Source organism: uncultured Alistipes sp., from assembly GCF_902388705.1.
GTDB lineage: Bacteria > Bacteroidota > Bacteroidia > Bacteroidales > Rikenellaceae > Alistipes.
Genome location: NZ_CABMQJ010000008.1, coordinates 1 through 21571, shown reverse-complemented (window position 1 = coordinate 21571; position 21571 = coordinate 1). Strand labels below are relative to the sequence as shown.

The window sequence follows — 21571 nt, the reverse complement described above, 5'->3', positions numbered from 1 at the left end:
TTATGCCTCCTTAATCATTAAGTTAATACCGTCGCGGATGATTTGCTGAATCTCGATTTTCGAGGGATCGACGAACTCGCACAGGGCGAAGTCCTCCTCCACGACCTCGTAGATACCGAGGTTCTCCATCTTGTCGATGTCGCCCGCAAGGCACGCCTTCAGAAGGTACATCGGATAGATGTCCATCGGCAGGTAACGCTCGTAGAGGCCCGTCACGACGAACGGACGCTCACCGCCGTTCATGTTGGTATCGAGGTTGTAAGCCTTCTTCGGGCAGAGCCACGAGAAGTAGGCGCGCGATACGGAGAACTTGCCGAAACGGGGCATGGCCCAGCCCAGCAGTTCGTATTTGTCGCCCTCGGGGATTACCGTCAGGGAGTTGGCATAGAAGCCGATGAAGCCGTCCGCCGCGGTTTTCGTACCCGTAAGCACGTTGCCCGAGATGATGCGCACGCGATCGCCCTCCTTCTGCGCCTTGACGTTGCCCTTGAGGATCGAATCGACCCTGGCGCCCGCAACGATGCGGCAGTACTGCGGTTTTTCGACCTCCGAACCCGTCACGGCAATGATTTTGCTCATGTCGACGCGGCCCTTGTTGAACAGGCGGCCGATGATGGCCAGGTCCTGGATATTGACCGTCCACACGACTTCGCCCTTGTTGACGGGTGCGATGTGGTGAATCTGCACGCCGACGTTGCCCACGGGATGCTTGCCCGCGAAAGCGTGCATCTCGACACCCTTGAGCGCCGCCATCTGCCCCTCGGCCTTGGCGCGCACCGAGAGGTGCACTTTGCCCGGGGTGAGTTTGCGCAGCACTTCGATACCGGTCTGGAGGTTCTCCTGCTCGCCGCGAAGAACAAAGTTGTAATCCGGGGCCAGCGGCGCCGAATCGAACGCGGAGATGAACACCGCCCTCGGCGTGTCGTTCGGGTCGGCGATGATGCCGTAGGGCCGCTGCATGATCATCGGCCAGAGGCCCGATTTGAGCAGCAGTTCGACAATCTCCTTGCGGGAAGCCGTCCGAAGATCGGGCTTCGCGAACTCCTCGTAGCTCTGAACGGCGTCCGGCGTTACCGTTACGGAGAGAACCTTGCGCTTCTCGCCGCGGTTGACGGCCGCCACCGTACCGCTGACGGGCGAGGTGAAGAGCACACGCTCGCTGTACTTGTTGAAGAACAGCGGCGTACCGGCTTTCACCGCATCGCCCACCTTAACCAGCAGCTTGGGAGTCACGCCCTCGAAATCGAGGGGCGAGAGGGCATACTCCGAAGCCTGCGGCGCGTCGGCCAGCGTGTCTTGGGGTTTGCCCTGGAGATTGATGTCGAGACCCTTGCGTAGTGTAATGATTTTCGACATGGTTAAAGATTTTGATTGTTATGTTTGGATATTTTTGGGTTGTATTTCGGGTCGATTTATAGTGTTAGCAGGCTAACAGCATAATTCGCGTGCGAAAGTACAAATTTTTTCCCAAAAATCCGTATGCAATATCTATTATTTTTTAATTTACTTAAAATTTGTACATTTGTCCCGATGACCGAACAATTCGTCAACATACATACCCACCGCCCCACGGGCCGCGGCATCGAATTACGCACGGCCGGCATCCATCCGTGGGATGCCGGAAAAGAGGATGTCGCGGCGCTCGCACCACAGTTGGACGAGGCGCAGGCAGTCGGCGAAACGGGCCTCGATTTCGCACGCGGCGCCGACCATGCCGCCCAGCTCGCGGCATTCCGCGCCCAGCTCGCTCTGGCATGCGAACGGCGGATGCCCGTCGTGCTGCACTGCGTCAGGGCGTTCGAGCCCGTAATGCGCGAACTGGCGGCCTGCGAACCCCGTGCGGTGATTTTCCACGGTTTCATCGGATCGCGCGAGCAGGCCCGGCGGGCTCTGGCGAAAGGTTACTTCCTCTCGTTCGGCGAACGCACGTTCGCCTCGCCCAGGACATTGGCTGCCATGCGGGAAACGCCCCTCACGCAGCTTTTTCTCGAAACCGACGACAGCGACATTCCAATCGAAGCGGTTTACGCCCAAGCGGCAGCCGCCAAAGGGGTCACCGTCGGGGATTTGAAACGGGCGACGACAGAGAATTACGAACGAATATTCACCATGAACAATGGATAACTGGCTGGAACGAACCGAGTTGCTGCTCGGCAAGGAAAAACTCGGCCTGCTCCGGCAGGCGCACGTGCTCGTCGTCGGGCTGGGCGGTGTCGGGGCCTATGCAGCCGAGATGATAGCCCGGGCGGGCGTAGGACGCATGACCATCGCCGACGCCGACGCCGTGGCCCCGAGCAACATCAACCGCCAGCTGGTGGCCCTGCACTCGACCGTCGGCCGCCAGAAGGCCGAAGTGCTGGCCGAACGGCTGCGCGACATCAACCCCGAAATCGAACTGACAGTCGTCAACCGGTACATAAAGGACGAAGAGACCTATACGCTGCTCGACGCGGCACAGTACGACTACGTAGTGGACGCCATCGACACCCTCTCGCCCAAGCTGGCGCTGATAAAAGGGGCGCTGGACCGCTCGCTGCCCCTGGTCAGCTCGATGGGCGCCGGGGCCAAGACAGACCCCACGAAAATGGAAATCGCCGACATCTCGAAGACCCACCACTGCCCCCTGGCGCACATGCTGCGCAAGCGGCTGCACAAAATCGGCGTGCGCAGCGGCTTTCGGGCCGTGTTCTCCCCCGAGCCGATGCGCGACGGGGCGATGATTCTCTGCGAAGAACAAAACAAGAAATCGAACGTCGGCACGATTTCCTACATTCCGGCTCTGTTCGGCATCGGCTGCGCCTCGGTCGTAATCCGCGGCCTGATCGGTGAAATGAATTAGCAACAAACTCTAAACCATATCCCTATGAAACCAACCATCGTATTTCTGGACGAGTACACACTCGGAGGGGCCGATTTGAGCCGTATTCGCGCCCTGGGCGAATACACGGGTTATAACAAAACGGCCCCCGAAGAGGTCATCGACCGCTGCCGCGAAGCCGACATCGTCATCACCAACAAGGTCGTCCTGCGCCGCGAAACGCTCGCCGCACTGCCCGAACTGCGGCTGATTTGCGTAGCGGCGACCGGTACGAACAACATCGACCTCGACGCGGCGGCCGAACTGGGTATCGCGGTGAAGAACGCCGCAGGCTACTCGACGCACTCCGTGGCAGAAACCACGATAGGTGCAGCCATAGCCCTTTTCCGCCATATCAGTTATTACGACCGCTATGTCAAAAGCGGCGACTACTCCGCGGCGGGACAGCAATTCCATTTCGCAAAACCCACCCACCAGCTGTACGGTTCGAAATGGGGTATCGTCGGCCTCGGCGCCATCGGCCATGAGGTGGCACGGCTGGCCGCGGCATTCGGCTGCGAGGTGAGTTACAACTCGACCTCGGGCGTCGTACGCGAGGAAGCCTACCCCGCCCTGCCGCTCACGGAGCTGCTCGGCTGGGCCGACATCATTTCGATTCATGCCCCGCTCACCGACCGCACGCGCGGGATGCTCGGGGCTCCGGAGCTGGCCGTCATGAAACAGTCGGCCATCCTCATAAACGTCGCCCGCGGCGGCATCGTCGACGAAACGGCGCTGGCCGAGGCACTCGACAGGGGCTCGATAGCAGGAGCCGCCCTCGACGTATTCTCACGCGAGCCGCTGGCCGGGGACAGCCCGCTGCTGGGCATCCGCGAGCCCGACCGCCTGCTGCTCTCGCCCCATAACGCATGGTCGCCGCGCGAGGCCATCGACGTGCTGGTGGGCTGCATCGTCGAAAACATCGAAACATTCCGTCCCCTGAAATAATGGCCTCCACCCCGCAACTGACGCTGATCGTCCCCGCATACAACGCGTCGGAGTGCATCCGGACGTGCCTCGACGACTTGCTGGCCCAGACGTTCACGGATTTCAACGTACTGCTGATGGACGACGGTTCTACCGACACGACCGCTGCCATCGGCGACGAATACGCATGCCGCAATGCGCGCATAAAGGTCGTACGCCTGCCCCACAGAGGCGTTTCCGCAGCCCGCAACAAGGGACTCGAGCTCGCAGACAGCCGTTTCGTCGCGTTCATGGACAGCGACGACCGGGTAGACCCGGATTACCTGGCGACGTTTTTCCGCACGCCGCTACCCGACGACGACATGCTGGTCTGCCAGGGCGTCGCCATCGATTACATCGGGCAGTACCGGGCCGAATATTGCGACTACCCTGACACCGACAGCACCGACCTGGCCGGAACAATCGTCCGCCACAGGCTGCTGCGCGCCGGATGGACTTACTGCAAACTGTTTTCGCTGCGCATGATTCGCCGACATTCGCTCCGTTTCGACACCGAACTATCAATCTGCGAAGACCTGGTCTTCGTTCTCGATTACTTGAGTCACGTCAGACGGCTGATCCTGCGGTCGGGAACTCACTACCGTTATCAGGTCTGTCCCGACGGCAAATCGCTCTCGCAGCGCCGGCAGCCCTCGGCCGAAACCCGCCGCGCAGGAGTGCTGATACTCGCACGGCAGCAAGCGTTGGCCGCACGGTTCGGAATCACGGACCGGGAGTTCCTGTCCGAAATTTACTGCGAACACGGCTTCATGAACCTGGCGCGATCTGCCAGCACGGGCAATGCGGCCGACAGCCGGGCCGTACGCCGTGAGTTGGCCCGCCACCGGGAACTTTTCAACAACTATTACAACGAACGGCTGATGTGCCACCCCATTGTCGGGAAAAAGACGCTCCGGATGTACCTCGCACTCCCCGAAGCACTGCACCTGCTGCCCCACCTGCTTATCCGGTTGCGTCATTTTATCCGGCACGTCAACGGGCGCCGCATCCGCTATTGAATCATAAACGCGATGGAAACGACAGAACGCCGACAGAAAGTCTTCGACTGGCTCGACAGCCACGGCATCGCCTACACGTGGTACGAGCATCCCGAAGCCCCAACCATCGAAATCGCGCGCCGATACTGGCACGACGACGGGTCGAAGCACTGCAAAAACCTCTTTTTCCGCAACCACAAGGGCAACCGCCACTACCTCGTTTCGTTCGACTGCGAGCAGAACCTCGCCATCCACGATTTGGAACACCGCCTACGGCAGGGCAAATTGTCGTTCGCTTCGGAGCAGCGCATGGAACGCTGGCTCGGGCTGCGGCCCGGCTCGGTGTCGCCGTTCGGGCTAATCAACGACCCGGAGCGGCACGTGCACCTGTTCCTCGACGCCAACCTGCAGCGCTTACCCGCATTCTCGTTCCACCCCAACGACAACCGCGCCACGGTGGTCATCGCCCGCGAAGAGTTCCTGCGCTACCTTGCGGCTGTAGGCAATTCGTACGAATTCATCGAATTGTACTGATTCGCCATGCGGTATATCGAAACGAAATCGATACTCTCGAAACTGCGGACGGCAGATACGTGGTTCGGCATCGCCTACAACATGAACCTGTACCGCGGATGCCAGCACGGATGCATCTACTGCGACACGCGCAGCGACTGTTACGGAATCGGGGATATAGCGCAGATAGCCGTCAAGCGCAATGCGCTGGAACTGCTGCCCGGAGAGCTGCGCGCCAAACGGAAAAACCGCGCCACAATCGGCACGGGGTCGATGAACGACCCCTACATGCCCGTCGAACGTGAAATACAGCTGACCCGCCGGGCGCTCCGGGTAATCGCCGACGAAAAGTTCCCGGCGCACGTCATCACCAAAAGCAATCTGGTCGAACGCGACGCGGACATCCTGCAGGAGATAGCGAAAACCTACGCCGCGGTGAGTTTTACCATTACCTGCGCGGACGATTCGCTCGCCGTCCGCACGGAACCCCGCGCCCCGAAAAGCTCGGAGCGTTTCCGGGCGATGGAAGCGCTGGCGGGCAAGGGCATCTACACAGGGGTCACGCTCATGCCGCTGCTGCCTTTCATCAACGACACGCAGGAAAACGTCGAAACAATCGTCCGGCGGGCAAAAGACGCGGGAGCATCGTATATCCTCCCCATGTTCGGCATGACACTCCGCAGCGGCTCGCGGGAGCATTTCCACACGGCCCTCGACCGAGAGTTCCCCGCACTGCGGGCCCGCTACGAAGCCAGTTTCGGCCAGCGCTACGAGTGCTTCAGCCCGAACTACCGGAAGCTGGACGACACGTTCCGGAACCTGTGCGCGAAACTGGGACTCGACACCCGGATGCGGTTTTACGCGCCGCCGCACTCCGGACAGCAATCGCTGTTCTGACGGAAACCGCCTGTACGACCGCCTCGTGCAAGAATCCGGACTGCAGGAGGCGGCCTGCCATCCCGTCCCGCCACGACGGATAATTTTTCCGATTTACCGACAATGCCGACAAAGAGCCGGAAATTTAACTATCTTTGTTCGTCACACCCCCAAAAATAACCCGATATGAAGAAACTCACACTCGCCCTGCTCCTGCTGCTCGGCACCGCTCCGGCGCTCTTCGCCCAGCAGACCGTCCAGAACGACATTCTCGCTTTCCTCAAACGCGAAGGCTACGTCCCGTCCCTCGACGAGGATTCGGACATTCAGTTCAAAGTCCAGGGAGTCCTCTACTACACCATCGTAAAACAAATCGCGGACGAAAACTACGCCTATGTGGAAGTGATGGCGAACTTCAGCACGGAGGCCCCCTACGAAAAACTGCTGGAGATTGCCAACGACATGAACCAGAACAAATTCGTCTGCAAATGCTCGGCTTACCGGAACGGCGAAGAAAACGTCTTCACGGTGGCGATGGAGTTCATCACCGACAGCCGGGCTAACACCGAATACCAGATGTCGCACGCCCTGCGGCTTCTGCCCGGATGGGTCGACGTCTTCAACAACACGGTCACAGAAGAGTAACGCAAAGCACGCAGGGGCATAGCCGCAGCCCCGGCCGAGAACAAAAATCCCGCACCTTGTCGGTGCGGGATTATCATATACCGGATTTCGGGTTATTTCATCTCCACGAGCGCCTTGCCGGACATCTCGGCCGGCTGCTCCAGCCCCATCAGCTTGAGAACCGTAGGCGCAACATCGGCCAGGATACCGTCATGCACCGACTTCACACGGTCGGACACGACCACGATGGGCACGGGATTGAGCGAGTGCGCCGTATTGGGCGAACCGTCCGCATTGACGGCATTGTCGGCATTGCCGTGGTCGGCAATCATGACGACCTCGTAGCCGTTGGCCTTGGCCGCCTCGACGACTTTGGCGACACATCCGTCGACAGCCTTGACGGCCTTCACGATGGCCTCGTAAATGCCCGTATGGCCCACCATGTCGCCGTTGGCGAAGTTCAGGCAGATGAAGTCGAACTTCTGCTCGCCGAGTGCGGCGACCAGTTTGTCGGCGACTTCGGGTGCGCTCATCTCGGGCTGCAGGTCGTAGGTGGCGACTTTCGGCGAAGCCACGAGGATGCGCTCCTCACCGGCGAATTTCTCCTCCCGGCCGCCGTTCAGGAAGAACGTCACGTGGGCGTACTTCTCGGTTTCGGCGATGCGCAGCTGCTGCAGCCCCTGCTTCGAAACGTATTCGCCGATGGTGTTGGGCACGTTCTCCTTGTCGAAAAGGATGTGGAGCCCCGTAAATTTGGCGTCATAGGGCGTCATGCAGCAGTAGTAGAGCGGCATGGTATGCATTCCCTCGGCGGGCATGTCCTCCTGCGTCAGCACGATGGTCAGCTCCTTGGCACGGTCGTTACGGTAGTTGAAGAAAATCACCACGTCGTTCGGACGAATCATGCCGACGGGCTGTCCGTTCTCGTCGATACGTACGAAAGGCTTGATGAATTCGTCGGTAACGTCCTCGTCGTACGATTTCTGCACGGCTTCGACCATGTCCGACGAACGCTCGCCCACGCCGTTGACCAGCGCGTCGTAAGCGATTTTGACGCGTTCCCAGCGCTTGTCGCGGTCCATGGCGTAGTAACGGCCGATTACCGTAGCGATTTTGCCCGTGGTCGAAGCGAGGTGCTTCTCCAGGTCGGCGATAAAGCCCTTACCGCTGTGCGGGTCGGTATCGCGGCCGTCCATGAAGCAGTGTACGAAGGTATTTTCGAGGCCGTAGGCCGCCGAAATGTCGCACAGTTTGAAGAGGTGCTCGAGCGACGAGTGCACACCGCCGTCCGAAACGAGGCCCATGAAGTGCATGTTCACGCCGTTCTTCTTCGCATATTCGAACGCCGCCTTGACTTCGGGATTCTCCATAATCGAGTTGTCGCGGCAGGCGCGGTTGATTTTCACCAAGTCCTGGTAAACGACCCGGCCTGCGCCGATATTGAGGTGGCCGACCTCCGAATTACCCATCTGTCCGTCGGGCAGTCCGACATTTTCGCCGTCGGTGCGCAGCTGGGCATGGGGATATTTCGCCGTCATGGCCGAAATGTATTCGGGGTGGACGGTCGAAATGACATCGGCCTTATCGTGGCGGCCGTTGCCCCAGCCATCCAGAATCATAAGCAATACCTTGTTATTCATATTCTTTCGTTTTATAATATCTTCATTTATTTCACTCACGGCCGCCTTCGCAGCAGCCCTTCGCCGTATTCCTGAACCGCCCGTGCAGAAGGAACTCGCTGCACCGCAACCCTTTTCCGCACGAAGCTACCAATCAGTGCAGCTGCGCCATAATCAGTTCGACGGCCTTGTCGATGGCGGCCTGCAACCCGTCGGGATTCTTACCGCCGGCCGTGGCGAAGAAATTCTGGCCTCCGCCGCCGCCCTGCATCAGTTTCGCGGCTTCGCGCACCACGGCCCCGGCATTCACGCCCTGGGCCGTGATTTCGTCGCCGAGCATCACCGTCAGCATCGGTTTGCCATCGTTGACCGCACCCTGCACGAATACCAGCTTCGCAGAGCGGGCGCGCAGGTTGTAGGCTAAATCCTTGACGAAATCGGGCGAACGGTCGGTCTGCGTGGCGATGAGCTGCACGCCGCGGCGTTCGGGTGTCGAGGCGATGATTTTCTCGGCCCACTGCGCGACCTGCTCGCGGCGCATGGCCTCGACCTCTTTCGACAGCGCTTCGTTGCTCTCGAACATCTTCTTCACGGCCTGCAGCACCTGCGAATTGTGGAAATACTCGCCGATGTCGCGCATCGTATCCTCGGCCGCATAGATAATCTTCTCGGCCTGCTCGCCCGTAACGGCCTCGATGCGGCGCACGCCCGCCGAAATAGCGCTTTCATTCAGTATCTTGAAGAAACCGATGTTACCCGTGGCGCTGGTGTGCGTACCGCCGCAAAGCTCGACAGACGAACCGAAGCGCACCATGCGCACCTTGTCGCCGTATTTCTCGCCGAAGAGCATCATGGCGCCGCATTTCTCGGCCTCCTCCTTGGTAGCCTCGCGGTTCTCCTCCAGCGGATAGTTGGCACGGACGGCGCGGTTGACGAGCCTCTCGACCTCGCGCAGCTCCGCGGGAGTCATCTTCTGGAAATGCGAGAAGTCGAAACGCAGCATCTCGGGCGTCACCATCGAGCCTTTCTGCTCGACATGCTGCCCCAGCACCTTGCGCAGCGCCTCGTGCATGAGGTGCGTCGCCGTGTGGTTGTTGGCCGCAGCCTGGCGCTTTTCGGCATCCACGACGGCCGTGAACCCGGCTGCGGGATTCTCGGGCAGCTCCCTGACGATATGGATAATCAGGCCGTTCTCCTTTTCGGTAGCCACGACCGCGATGCGTTCGTTGGCGTTCTCGATATAGCCAATGTCACCGATCTGTCCGCCCGAATTGCCGTAGAACGGCGTGCGGTCGAAAACCAACTGGTAGGAAGTCTTGTTTTTGGAGGTAACGCGGCGGTAGCGCGCGATTTTCACCTGCTCGGTCAGCGTGTCGTATCCCGTAAATACGCTCTCCTTGATGGGGAACAGCTCCACCCAGTCGTCGGTGTCGACGGCCGCGGCGTTGCGCGAACGCTCCTTCTGGGCCTGCAGCTCCTTTTCGAAAGCCGCCAGATCCACACCGACGCCCTGCTCGCGGGCAATCAGCTCCGTGAGGTCGATCGGGAAACCGAACGTGTCGTAGAGTTCGAACGCATCCGCGCCTGAAATCAACGCCCGGCCCCCGTTCTTGGTCTTCTCGATTACGCCGTCCAGCAGGTTGATACCCGTGGCCAGCGTACGCAGGAACGAAGCCTCCTCCTCCTCGATGACCTTTTCAATGAGCGACTGCTGCGCCTTCAGCTCGGGGAACTGGCCGCCCATCTGCTCCACCAGCCCCGGCACGAGTTTGCAGAGCGTAGGCTCGGTAAATCCGAGGTAGGTGTAGCCGTAACGCACGGCGCGGCGCAGGATGCGGCGGATGACGTAACCGGCCTTGACGTTCGACGGCAGCTGGCCGTCGGCAATCGAAAACGCGATGGCGCGCAGGTGGTCGGCGATGACGCGCATCGCCACGTCGGCTTTCGCATCCTCGCCGTATTTTTTGCCCGAGAGCTGCGAAATGCGCTGAATCGTAGGCTGGAACACATCGGTATCGTAGTTCGATTTCTTGCCCTGCAGAATCATGCACAGGCGCTCGAAGCCCATACCGGTGTCGACGTTGCGCGCCGGAAGCTCCTCGAGCGAGCCGTTGGCCTTGCGGTTGAACTGCATGAACACGAGGTTCCAGATCTCAATCACCTGCGGATGGCTCGCATTGACCATCTCGCGGCCGGGCTTGGCGGCGATCTCCGCCTCGTCGCGCAAATCGAAATGGATTTCCGAGCAGGGGCCGCAGGGACCCGTTTCGCCCATTTCCCAGAAATTGTCGTGCTTGTTGCCGCGAATGATGTGATCCTCGGGCAGGAACTGTTTCCAGTAATCGTAAGCCTCCTGATCGAACGGAACGCCGTCCTCCTCCGAGCCCTCGAAAACGGTGGCGTACATGCGCTCGGCAGGCAGTTTGTAAACGCCGTTAAGCAGCTCCCACGCCCACTCGATAGCCTCTTTCTTGAAATAGTCGCCGTACGACCAGTTGCCCAGCATCTCGAACATCGTGTGGTGGTAGGTATCGTGGCCCACCTCCTCCAAATCGTTATGCTTGCCCGACACGCGCAGGCACTTCTGGGTGTCGGCCGCACGCGGGTACTTGCGGGGCGCATTGCCCAGGAAAATGTCCTTGAACTGGTTCATACCCGCATTGGTGAACATCAGTGTGGGATCACCCTTGACGACCATCGGCGCCGACGGCACGATCACATGGCCCTTGCTTTCGAAGAAGTCCAGAAAGGCCCGGCGAATTTTATTCGATTCCATATATAAGATTTTACCTAATTTCTTCGTTCTTGATTTCGGGTTGCAAAATTACACAATTAAAGTTAAATTTGCATCCTATTAGCAGCAGTTTTTTCCGGGATGAAGCAAAAAGGGCAGAGATTCGACACGCAGGCGCTGACGCATGAAGCGCAGGCGCTGACGCACGACGTGGTCACCGCCCCGTTCCGCCTGCGTACCTACCGCCTTATCCGCAAGATACTCATCGGTTTCATCCTCGTTTCGATTGCCAACGTGCTCTTCTCGTACTTTTTCTACACCCCGAAGATGTACCGCATCATCCGCGAGAACCGCGACCTGGTAATCAAATACCGCATCCTGCAGGAACGCATACGCACCTCGCAGCGGCGCGTGGATGAAATCCGCCACCGCGACAATTACGTCTACCGTTCGCTCTTCTCGACCGACACGATGTCCATCGACGGGGTGTGGCAGCCCTACCCCGACACCAAATACGCCGCGCTGGCCGAGGATGACTACGCCCCGCTGATGGTCGGCACCTGGAAACAGCTCGACGCATTGGCCCGCATGCTCTACCTCGAATCGGTGTCGTTCGACGAACTGCAGTCGCTCTCGATGGACAAGGAGAAGATGTCGACGGCGATTCCGGCCATCTGGCCCATCGACCGTTCGGCGCTGCACAACAACCACATCGGCGCCTTCAACATGCGGCGCGTGCATCCCGTGCTGGGATACATCCGCCCCCACAAGGGAATCGACTTCGGCTGCGACCGCGGCACGCCGGTCTACGCCACGGGCGACGCCACGGTGGAAACGGCCTCGACGGCCGGCAACGGCGGATACGGCCATATGGTACTGCTGAACCACGAATTCGGATACAAAACCCGCTATGCACATTTGAGCAAAATCCTGGTGAAACCCGGCGAGCGGGTAACCCGCGGACAAATCATCGCCGAAACAGGCAACACGGGTATCTCCACGGGCCCACACCTCCACTACGAGGTAATTCACAAGGGCGTGCCGGTGAACCCGATCAACTATTTCAACCGCAACATGACCGCCGAGGAGTACGACGCCCTGATGGAGAACATGCGCGACACCAACTTCGAAAAGCTGTAAGATGGCAGGAAAAAAGGATCTGGAGCGGCTCCGCAGGCGTAAGCGCCGCAAACAGAACATCATACGCATAACGGTGCACTTCTTCGTATGGAGCGGTGTCGCCGTGCTTTACTACCTCGGCTTCTCGCTCTTCTTCGACACGCCCGTGGAGTACGAGCTCAAACATTCGACAGACCGCCTGAACAAGGAATATACGGCCCTTACGCAACGTTACGACTCGCTCTCCACGGTACTCCGCAACCTCTCGGAGCGCGACCGCAACGTCTTCCGCATCCTCTTCGAGTCCGACCCGTACGATTTCGATTCGGAGTACGAACGCAAGCAGGCCACGACCTACGAAAATATCTTCAACCGCTCGTCGCGCCGCCTCAAACTCGAGTTGCGCGAACGCGTCGCCGAAATGGAGCGGCGGCTCGACGAACTGAACGACACCTACCTCGACCTGCAGGCACGCATCGACTCGGCAGGCCGCAGGTGCGACAACATCCCGTCGATCCAGCCCGTGATAAACAAACAGCTGACACTGCTTACGGCTTCGTACGGCATGCGTATCCACCCGTTCTACAAGACGCTGCAATCGCACCAGGGCGTGGATTACACCATTCCCGAGGGATCGCGCGTCTTCGCCACGGCCGACGGCGTGGTGCGCGACGTGGCGCTGCGCAACTCCACTTCGGGACAGACCGTGGTAATCGACCACGGCAACGGCTACGAAACCTCGTACAGCCACCTGTCGAAAATCAATGTCCGCAAGGGCCAGCAGGTGCGCCGGGGCGACATCATCGCACTCTCGGGCGACACGGGCCTCTCGCTGGCGCCCCACCTCCACTACGAGGTGCGCTACAACGGCATGCGCGTAGACCCGATTCATTACTTCTTCATGGAACTGTCGCCCACCGAATACCAGCGGCTGATGCGCATCGCACAGTCGGGCATGCAGTCGTTCGATTAAAAACACAAGGGCATGGCAAACGATTGGAAAGAGGATTTCGGCTTCGCACGCGAAGAAATTTTCCGCAGCGAAACAACGCTCCGCACAATCCGCCATATACGCGCCACATGGGGCGACGAACCGGAATTCCTGTGGGAGAAATTTCCCGATTACGCCGTTTTCCGCAGGCGGGACAACGCCAGGTGGTATGCCGCAATATTGACGATAGGAGCCGATAAACTCGGTTTCCCGGAAGCCGAGCGGATGGAGATACTCGACATCCGGGCCGATGCGGAAACCATGGCGCGGCTGCTGGACTTCGAACATTACTTCCCCGGTTACCACATGAACAAACGCACGTGGCTCACCGTGCGGCTGGACGGGAGCGTACCCTTCGGGGAAATCGCCCCACTGATCGCCCGCAGCTACGAACTGGCCGCAAAAAAATAACCCGTCATGCAAATCCGCCTCATCCTGCTCGATTTCGACGGCACGCTGGCCGACACGCGCCGGGCCAACACGCTGGCCTACGTCGCAACGCTGCGCGAAGCCGGATACGCGCTCACCGAGGAGGAGTATGCGGCAAAGTATTTCGGCATGCGGTGCGACGAGTTCCTGACACACTTCGGCATTGCCGACCCGGCAGAGCGCGAGCGGCTGCGGCTGCGCAAAATCGCGCTCTACCCCACGTTTTTCGACACCGTGCGGCTCAACCGCCCGCTGTGGGAGTTCTGCCGGCAGTTCCGCGCACAGGGCGGACGCGTATGGATCGTTTCGACGGGCAGCCGCGCCAATATCGACAACGCCATGCGCCATCTGGGCATCTCGGTAGCGGGGCGACGGAGCCGGGAAACCGCTCCGGCCGAGGCTGTCGGGAAAGGTACGGGTAAGGCCTGCACAGGTACGGCCGATGCAAGTATTACGGGCAGCGATGCAGCGGGATGGGATGCGGCAATCCCGGATACGGCGACGAAACCTGCGCCGGACGAGGGGCCGAACGGCGCCGTGGACGGCATCCTCTCGGGCGCCGACGTCGCACACAGCAAGCCGGCACCGGACTGCTTCCTGGAAGCCATGCGCCGCGAGGGCTGCACGCCGCGCGAAACCCTCATCTTCGAAGATTCCGAAATCGGACTCGAAGCGGCCCGCCGCAGCGGAGCGGGCTATTTCAAAGTGACGCTTTGATTACAGATGCCGAATAACCCGACAGGGGTTGCCCGCGGCAACGACACGCGCGGGAATCGAGCGTGTTACGACACTTCCGGCGCCGATAGTCGTTCCGTCGCCGATGGTCACACCGGGAAGAATTACGCTCCGGCCACCAACCCAAACGTTATTACCAATCGTAACAGGCAGGGCTGCCGAATTCCAGAATGGGCCGTTCGCCGACCTGCGCTCCCCGGGGTCTGTCGGATGAAAAACGGTATAGATGTGCACACCCGGCCCTATACCCGTATAATCGCCGATTGTTATCCGGTTGCAATCCAGAAAAACACAATCCATATTGATTTCGACATGATGGCCCAGATGGATATTTTCACCGTAATCCACCAGGAACGGCGCGGAAATCCAGACATGCTCGCCACGCGATCCGAGAAGCCGGTCCAGCAGCCCCGACAACCGCCCGGCATCATCGGAGGGTGTATTGTTGTATTCCCACTGCAGCCGTTTTGCCAGATGCCAGCGCTCCCACAATTCGGGCGCGGAACAATCATAGATTTCACCCGCCAGCATCTTCTCCTTTTCGGTTTTCATATCCTTACGCCCGTTTGCATATTATATTGAAGTCGCAGTATTTGCAGGTGTCGGCGTCCTCGCACTGCCGAAACGGCTCCGCAGGGTCGTAAAGCCCGGCGAGCTGCGTGCGCAGCAACTCCTCGAACCGTTCGCGGTAGAGCGTATAGCGGCCCCCGCACACGCCCAGCTGTTTGTCGGCGAGCCGGGGCGAATAGTCGGGACGGTTCATGTTGCGGACATAGTAGAGCGCCGGTTCCACGTCGCGACCGCGCGTGTGGTACAGCATCATCGAGTAGAGCAGCGTTTGCAGGATATTCGAAAGACGCTGTTTGCCCGTACCCGTAAAGAGGCTCTCTACACCGTCGAATTCGAGGTGCGGAGCGCCGGTCTTGTAATCCACGACCCGCAGCGTCCCGTCGTCCAGCGTGTCGATACGGTCGGCGATGCCGGCGAACTTAATCTCCAAGACCCGCCCTCCGGCATCGAACCGGAACGGGTAGGCCACCGGCTCCTCCAATCCCGACACAACGAAAGCGTCGTGCGCGGCATCATAGGGCATCACCCCGCCCCGCAGGTAGCGCGTGACGATGTCTTTCACCAGCAGCAGGTTGCCCGTATAATCCTCGGCCGAGGCATGTTCGTCCTGCAGGTAGTTTTCGTTGATGGCCGCCTCGACGGCTTCGGCCACCCCGCCCGTACGAATCAGGGCCCGCAGGGTTTCGCCGGGACGCTCCTCCCCCACGATGCGGGCATAAATCCGCTGCACGGCGGCGTGGAGAATCGTACCGAACATCGGGGCGTCGACCTCCTCCGAAATCTCGTCGTCGGCCTCCAGCCGCGCGACGGAGTGGAAGTAGAAGCGCAGCGGACAGGCCACGTAGCGGAAAAAGGCCGTCGGCGAAAGCGTCGCAGGACTTTCGGCATCGACGAAACGTTCCAGCCGTTTCATCACGGCTTCGTCTTTCGCCACCTCGATCGGCGCCGTTTCGGCCAGGTTGACATCCACCCCCACCTCGACCTTGCGTACGTCGAAACCGCTTTCGTAGTCGAGCTGGTAGATATAGCGGCTCGGCTCGCCCGTCGATTTGTCGTCGGCATGCGAGCAATAGAGCATGTGCACGGTTTTCGCACGCTGGATGAGCCGGTAGAAATAGTAGGCGTAAACGCCCTCGTGGTGCTCGGGAGTGGGCAGTTCGTAGGCCGCACGCAGGTTGTAGGGAATGAACGAAGCCTGTGCAACGCGGTTGCCGGGGAAATTGTCGTCGTTCATCGAGAGGATGACGACATGCTCGAAATCGAGGTTACGGGTTTCGAGGATACCCATAATCTGGATTCCCTCCAGCGGCTCGCCCTCGAACGGAATCCGCAGCGTCTGCAAATGGCGGCGCAGGAGCGAGGTGTAAACCTCCGTCGTAAGTTCGATGTCGCACTCGTCGAGCGAGTTGCGCAATTTGGTGATTTGCTCGGAGATAACGGCGAGAAACTCGACCCGCTGCCGCGCATCGTCGCCCGCGTAGGGCTGCCGGGCCACAGCGGCAATCACGTCCAGCATGTAATCGGACAGCTCGCGCCACGTGGCGGCGGGGGCAAAAATCCGCCGGAGCAGTCCGTTCTGTCCGAGCCATGCGGCATCGACCGAGATACGGCGGTCGCGAACGATCTCCTCGTGCATCGTGCGCGTCAGCACGGCGTCGCATTCGGCGACATACGGGTGGGCAAGGATACCCGCTACGTCGGCATGGTAGAACGTACAGCCGCCGCCCTTTTTACGACGGTGGCTCTGCAACTCCACAAGGCGCTCGACGAACGTGTAGGCCAGGCTTTGCCGCAGGGGAAAGCCCATCGTGACGTTCACGCGCCCGATGTCGGCCGGCAGGGCGTACAGCAGCGGCAGCAGCAGGTTCTCGTCGGTGAGCACCACAGCGGTTTCCTTGCCCAGCGCCGGCTTCGCGCCCGAAGCGACTTCGGGGTCTTCCGCCCTGCGGCGGCGCGCCAGATCGGCGAGAAGCGAGGCCGCGTACTTGCACTGCACGGCGTTCGACACCGCGGCCACCGAAGTCATCTCCTTGCTGCCCAGCATATTGTCGTGCGAAAGTTCCGCGCGTGGCGGAAACTGCGCCACGTTCGAACGCACGAACATGCCGGCTTCCTGCTCGGGGTTGTCCTTGTAATAGGTGTCGTAATCCCAGTAGAAATCGGTTTGGGCAGCCGTCGCCAGAAACCCGAAAAGACGTTTTTCGCACTCCGACAGGGCGTTGAAACCCGCCACGACATACTGCCGCGGCGCGGGAAACGAAAAACCGCCCTCGCGGATACGGTCGGCGGCGGCGCGCTGCACCATGCCGTTGTAAGCGATGCCGAGCGCAGTGAGCCGCTCGCGGAACCGGCGGTAAACGGGGCCGAGGGTTTTCCAAATCGCCAAAAAACGGCGTTTCTCCTCCGAGAGGTCGGCCTCCTCGCCCAGCGACGACCAGAACGAAAGTATGCGCAACTGTGCGGGCGTCAGGTAGGAAATATCGGCTTCGATCTCCTTGATTTCCGAGATGTTGCGAAACAGCATCTGCGCATCAATCAGGTATTTGTCAATCGTATCGAAGTCCGTCAGAAGCATGTCGCCCCAGAAGTAGAACTTGTCGAACGGCTCGTCGTGGTATTGCGAGTAGACTTTGTAGAGTTCGGTGATGAGCCGCACGCGGTCGCCCACACGGAGGCCCGAGATTTCGGTCATCAGGTCGTCGATCGTCACCCATTCAGGCTGCCACATCGGCCTCCCGGCGATGCGCGTCAGGGCGTCAACGAAAAACAGCCGGGCACGGCGCGACGGAAAGAGTATCGCCCGTTCGGACAATCCCTCACCGTAACGGGCGTACAAATCCGCCGCGACCTCCTCCAGAAATCCTTTCATAGCTGTGTTAAGACAGGGCTTTACGCATCCAGTCGGCCGGAACCGCCGGCCGGGAAAATGCGCAGCCCCTTGAAGATATTATTCCACGCGGCTGATTTCGCCGCCCATGAATTTCGCACCGCCGCGCACGACCGCGGGATTGCCCTTGTAGGTAATCCGGGCGTTGGTCGTGGTCTTGCCCACGAAACGGTCGGTAATCCACAGCGACACATCGGCCTTGCTCTGGGCGTTAACCTCGGCCGACATCACCTCCAGCTCCGAAGCGGCGACCTTGCCCGTCGATGCATACAACGACAGGTAACGAACTTTGCCCGAAAGCGTTGCGTCGCTGTTCCCGGTCAGTTCCATCTTGAGATCCTGTATGTCGAGCCTCGCCGTCAGCGAAGCCTTGCGGCCGACGGTCAGGTCGAGCAGCGTGGCATCCAATGTCCCTTCGAACACGGCCGTGGCGCCCGACAGGGCCACGCTGTGCAGCGTATTGTAATAGACCGTCACCTGCGTGCGCCCGGGACGGCGCGAATCGGCCTTTTCGGAGATACGCAGCACCTTGTCCCGGACTTCGGCGCGGAATTTCGAGGTATAGGAGCCTTTGGTGTCGTATACGATTTTGGGAGCCTGCGTGTCGGGAACCCGGGCGAACTTAATGTCGAGGTCGGCGTCCACCGCAACGGCCTCGAACGTCGGAAGCCATTCGTTGCGCTCCGTGGCCGCTGCGGCTCCGGTTCCCTCCTGTGCATAGCCGAATGCGGCAAAAGCCAGCATCACGGCGCTCAAAAGCATTTTCTTCATACTTTGTCGGTTTTAATACGTGGCTAAATTACAAAATTATTGCGAACCCCAGCTTGCCGTTCGGGATTTGTTTTGTACTTTTACTACCTAAAACGACATTTCGGACAGTGAGAGCGAAAATTCTGAATGCGAGTGCCGGATCGGGCAAAACCTACCAGTTGGCGTACAAATACGTGCGCGACGTGGTGGAGCAGCCCGGCATCTACCGCCACATCCTCGCCGTGACGTTCACCAACAAGGCGACCGAGGAGATGAAATCGCGCATCCTGAAAGAAATCCACCTGCTGGCTTCGGGGCAGCCGAGCTCCTACCTCGAAAACCTCTGCCGCGAGCTGTCGCTCGACGCGGCGACCGTCCGCAAACGGGCGAAGGAAGTCCGCTCGAAAATCCTGCACGACTATTCGCGTTTCACGGTACTGACAATCGACACCTTTTTCCAGCGCATCCTGCGCGCCTTCATCAAGGAGCTGGGCATCGACCTCAATTACAACGTCGAAATCGAAACGGCCTCGGTGCTGACCAAAAGCGCCGACACGCTCATCGAGCAAATCACGACCGACCGCGACCTGCAGCGCTGGCTCACGGACTTTGTGCAGGAGCGTATCGACGAGGGAAAGAAATGGGACATCCGCGACGGCATCCTGACGCTCGGCGGCGAGCTGTTCAAGGAGAAGAACAAGGACGCCCTTTCGATGGCGCGCTCGCGCGAGGAGTTGGGCCGCATCGTCGGAGAGGCCACGGCGCGCGCCGCGGCGACGAAAAAACGGATGCAGGAGGCGGCCTCCCAGGCCGTGGAAATCATCGCGTCGGCGGGCGCTTCCGCCGCCGATTTTCCCTACAAGGGATCGGGCTTCGCGGCTTATTTCTACGCCGTGGCCGGGGGAAGCCCCGACCGCTACGGCAGCCGCGCGGCGGCAGCCTGCACCAAGGAGGAGGCGTGGGGAAAACCCGGCAGCGTGTCGCAAAAGCTGCGGCCGCAGCTGCAGCCCCTGCTGCGCGAAATGTGCGACCTGTACGACACGAACATACGCGCGTGGAACACCTGCGATTTGCTGCGCGAAAACTACCGCAGTTTCGCGCTGCTCTCGGACCTCTACGCCAAAGTACAGCAAATGTGCGACGAGCAGAACATGATGCTCCTCTCGGAAACCAAATACATACTCTCGGAGTTCATCGGCCACAACGACGCGCCGTTCATCTACGAAAAGGTGGGCAACCGTTTCGAGCACTTCATGATCGACGAGTTCCAGGACACCTCGGTCAAGGAGTGGGAGAACTTTCTGCCCCTGCTACAGAACGCCATGTCGCAGAGCGAGGCGACTTCGGTGCTGATCGTGGGCGACATCAAGCAGTCGATTTACCGCTGGCGGGGCGGCGACTGGAAAATCCTCCACACGCAGGCACAGGAGGCGCTGGGCACGGAGAACACCGAACTGGTCAACCTCCAGGAGAATTACCGCAGCCTGCCCGCCGTGGTGGATTTCAACAACAAAATCATCGGCCGCGTCGTCGAAGCCGACAACCGGACGCTGAACGACACGCTGGACGAAGCCGCCGCACGCGGCGACATGGACACGGCTGCGGCCGCAAAGCTGCGCGACACGCTGCGCGATGCCTACCGCGGACATGCGCAGACGCCCCGCCGGCGAAGCGGCCTCCCGGGGTATGTTTCCGTATCGACCTTCGCCGAACAGCCGCCCGTCGTGGAGCGCATCTGCGAGGTGCTGGACAGGGGATTCCGGCCGTGCGACATCATGATACTGGTGCGCGGGGCGACCGACGGAGCCAAAGTCGCGTCGGAACTGCTGGACTTCAAACGCCGCAACACCGAGCCCCGCTACCGTTTCGACGTGATGACGCAGGAGGCGCTGATCGTAGGCAACGCCCCGGTAAGTTCGTTCGTAGCCGCTGCGCTGCGCCTGTCGCTCAACCCCGACGACTCGCTCAACCGCGCCGTCTACAACCACTACCTCGGCCGCGGCTTCGATCGCGCGCTGTCGGACGACGAGCGGACATTCTTCCGCTCCATCCGGCTCCTGTCGCCCGAAGAGGCGTTCGAGCGAATCGTCATGCGCCACGACCTGCAGGACGACAAGCTCCAGACTGCCTACCTGCAGGCCGTCCACGAGCAGATTATCGGTTTCTGCGCCAGCAAAATCGCCGACATCGCCCTGTTCCTCGACTGGTGGGAAGAGCAGGGTCGCAACCGCTCGTTGAGCGTCGAAGAGAGCGAGCGCACGGTCGAAATCACCACCATACACAAGGCCAAGGGGCTCGAAAAACGCGTGGTGCTGATTCCCTGGTGCTCGTGGCAGCTCGACCCCAAGTCGGGCGGCAACGTCACCAACATCGTCTGGGCCGAAGCGCAGGGCGACGCCGGGGCCGTCGGACGCTTCCCGGTGAAATTCAAAAAAACAATGGCCGAGTCGGGTTTCTCGGCGGAATACTACCGCGAACTGGTCTACTCGCATGTGGACAACGTAAACCTGTTATACGTAGCCCTGACGCGCGCCGCCGAGTCGCTGCACGTGTTCATCCCGCAAAAGGGCGGCAAAACCGTAGGAGGACTGCTGCTGCAAAGTATCCGCACAGAAGACGGCAAAGCCCTGCTGGACGGCACAGAAGGACGCCATACCGTCACCGAGGCGGGCGAACGGTTCGAGTTCGGGGAATTCACGGGGCCCGCAGCCGGCGGGGAAAAGGCCTCCGGGGCGGAACACGTCGTACTGGAAAACTACCCTACGGCCCGCGCCGACCTGCGGCTGCGGCTTCCCTCGCAGCGTTATTTCGAGGAGGAGGACGAAGTGGAGCTCTCGCCCCGCAATTTCGGCATCCTGATGCACAAGGCGTTCGAGAACGCCGACGACGAGGGACAGATACGC

18 protein-coding genes are annotated in these 21571 nt (G+C 60.2%); 12 read left to right on the top strand and 6 right to left on the bottom strand.

Annotation, left to right across the window (positions count from 1 at the left end):
• A complete protein-coding gene (locus QZT71_RS04485) occupies positions 1 to 1356 on the bottom strand; it encodes a Na(+)-translocating NADH-quinone reductase subunit A (protein WP_295913043.1) in 1356 nt (451 codons plus the stop codon).
• A 174-nt stretch (positions 1357 to 1530) separates the two neighbouring features.
• Here QZT71_RS04485 and QZT71_RS04480 point away from each other — a divergent pair, with 174 nt between their 5' ends.
• The 7 genes from QZT71_RS04480 (at position 1531) to QZT71_RS04450 (ending at position 6855) form a co-directional block, all read left to right on the top strand.
• Positions 1531 to 2124 (top strand): TatD family hydrolase, encoded by a 594-nt coding sequence (locus QZT71_RS04480; RefSeq protein WP_295913041.1) that lies wholly within the window; start codon positions 1531 to 1533, stop codon positions 2122 to 2124.
• Positions 2117 to 2839: a tRNA threonylcarbamoyladenosine dehydratase gene (locus QZT71_RS04475; RefSeq protein WP_295913039.1), complete on the top strand. Its 723-nt coding sequence runs from the start codon at positions 2117 to 2119 to the stop codon at positions 2837 to 2839. Before QZT71_RS04480 ends, QZT71_RS04475 begins: the two co-directional genes overlap by 8 nt.
• A 24-nt stretch (positions 2840 to 2863) precedes the next feature.
• Positions 2864 to 3805 (top strand): NAD(P)-dependent oxidoreductase, encoded by a 942-nt coding sequence (locus tag QZT71_RS04470; RefSeq protein ID WP_295913037.1) that lies wholly within the window; start codon positions 2864 to 2866, stop codon positions 3803 to 3805.
• On the top strand, positions 3805 to 4842 hold the full coding sequence (locus QZT71_RS04465; RefSeq protein ID WP_295913036.1) for a glycosyltransferase family 2 protein: 1038 nt from the start codon (positions 3805 to 3807) through the stop codon (positions 4840 to 4842). Before QZT71_RS04470 ends, QZT71_RS04465 begins: the two co-directional genes overlap by 1 nt.
• 12 nt (positions 4843 to 4854) lie before the next feature.
• Complete coding sequence (locus QZT71_RS04460; RefSeq protein WP_295913034.1) at positions 4855 to 5355, top strand: prolyl-tRNA synthetase associated domain-containing protein; 501 nt, start codon at positions 4855 to 4857, stop codon at positions 5353 to 5355.
• Positions 5356 to 5361: 6 nt separating this feature from the next.
• A complete protein-coding gene (locus tag QZT71_RS04455) occupies positions 5362 to 6231 on the top strand; it encodes a radical SAM protein (RefSeq protein ID WP_295913031.1) in 870 nt (289 codons plus the stop codon).
• A 165-nt stretch (positions 6232 to 6396) separates the two neighbouring features.
• Positions 6397 to 6855, top strand: a complete 459-nt coding sequence (locus QZT71_RS04450; protein WP_295913029.1) for a YbjN domain-containing protein — start codon at positions 6397 to 6399, stop codon at positions 6853 to 6855.
• Positions 6856 to 6947: 92 nt separating this feature from the next.
• Here QZT71_RS04450 and gpmI read toward each other — a convergent pair whose 3' ends face one another.
• Together gpmI and alaS are read right to left on the bottom strand one after the other, a co-directional pair.
• A complete protein-coding gene (gpmI, locus tag QZT71_RS04445; RefSeq protein WP_295913026.1) occupies positions 6948 to 8474 on the bottom strand; it encodes a 2,3-bisphosphoglycerate-independent phosphoglycerate mutase in 1527 nt (508 codons plus the stop codon).
• A gap of 133 nt (positions 8475 to 8607) precedes the next feature.
• A complete protein-coding gene (gene alaS / locus QZT71_RS04440) occupies positions 8608 to 11229 on the bottom strand; it encodes an alanine--tRNA ligase (RefSeq protein WP_295913024.1) in 2622 nt (873 codons plus the stop codon).
• 99 nt (positions 11230 to 11328) lie between these two features.
• Here alaS and QZT71_RS04435 point away from each other — a divergent pair, with 99 nt between their 5' ends.
• Genes QZT71_RS04435 through QZT71_RS04420 form a run of 4 tightly spaced genes read left to right on the top strand, consistent with a single transcriptional unit; the run spans position 11329 to position 14443 of the window.
• Entirely contained in the window at positions 11329 to 12327 is a 999-nt protein-coding gene (locus QZT71_RS04435) for a M23 family metallopeptidase (protein WP_295913021.1), read from the top strand.
• 1 nt (position 12328) lies between these two features.
• Positions 12329 to 13279 (top strand): M23 family metallopeptidase, encoded by a 951-nt coding sequence (locus QZT71_RS04430; RefSeq protein WP_295913018.1) that lies wholly within the window; start codon positions 12329 to 12331, stop codon positions 13277 to 13279.
• Between the two features lie 12 nt (positions 13280 to 13291).
• Positions 13292 to 13708: an MmcQ/YjbR family DNA-binding protein gene (locus QZT71_RS04425; protein WP_295913015.1), complete on the top strand. Its 417-nt coding sequence runs from the start codon at positions 13292 to 13294 to the stop codon at positions 13706 to 13708.
• A 6-nt stretch (positions 13709 to 13714) separates the two neighbouring features.
• Entirely contained in the window at positions 13715 to 14443 is a 729-nt protein-coding gene (locus QZT71_RS04420) for an HAD family phosphatase (protein ID WP_295913012.1), read from the top strand.
• Here QZT71_RS04420 and QZT71_RS04415 read toward each other — a convergent pair whose 3' ends face one another.
• The 3 genes from QZT71_RS04415 to QZT71_RS04405 all read right to left on the bottom strand — a co-directional run bounded on the left by QZT71_RS04415 (position 14444) and on the right by QZT71_RS04405 (position 18689).
• Positions 14444 to 15013, bottom strand: a complete 570-nt coding sequence (locus QZT71_RS04415; RefSeq protein ID WP_295913009.1) for a sugar O-acetyltransferase — start codon at positions 15011 to 15013, stop codon at positions 14444 to 14446.
• Positions 15014 to 15017: 4 nt separating this feature from the next.
• Positions 15018 to 17900, bottom strand: a complete 2883-nt coding sequence (locus QZT71_RS04410) for a PD-(D/E)XK nuclease family protein (RefSeq protein WP_295913007.1) — start codon at positions 17898 to 17900, stop codon at positions 15018 to 15020.
• Positions 17901 to 17978: 78 nt separating this feature from the next.
• Positions 17979 to 18689: a DUF2807 domain-containing protein gene (locus QZT71_RS04405; RefSeq protein WP_295913005.1), complete on the bottom strand. Its 711-nt coding sequence runs from the start codon at positions 18687 to 18689 to the stop codon at positions 17979 to 17981.
• A 107-nt stretch (positions 18690 to 18796) separates the two neighbouring features.
• Here QZT71_RS04405 and QZT71_RS04400 point away from each other — a divergent pair.
• Positions 18797 to 21571, top strand: a 2775-nt coding sequence (locus QZT71_RS04400) for an exodeoxyribonuclease V subunit beta (protein WP_295913002.1), incomplete at its 3' end; no start/stop codon positions are given.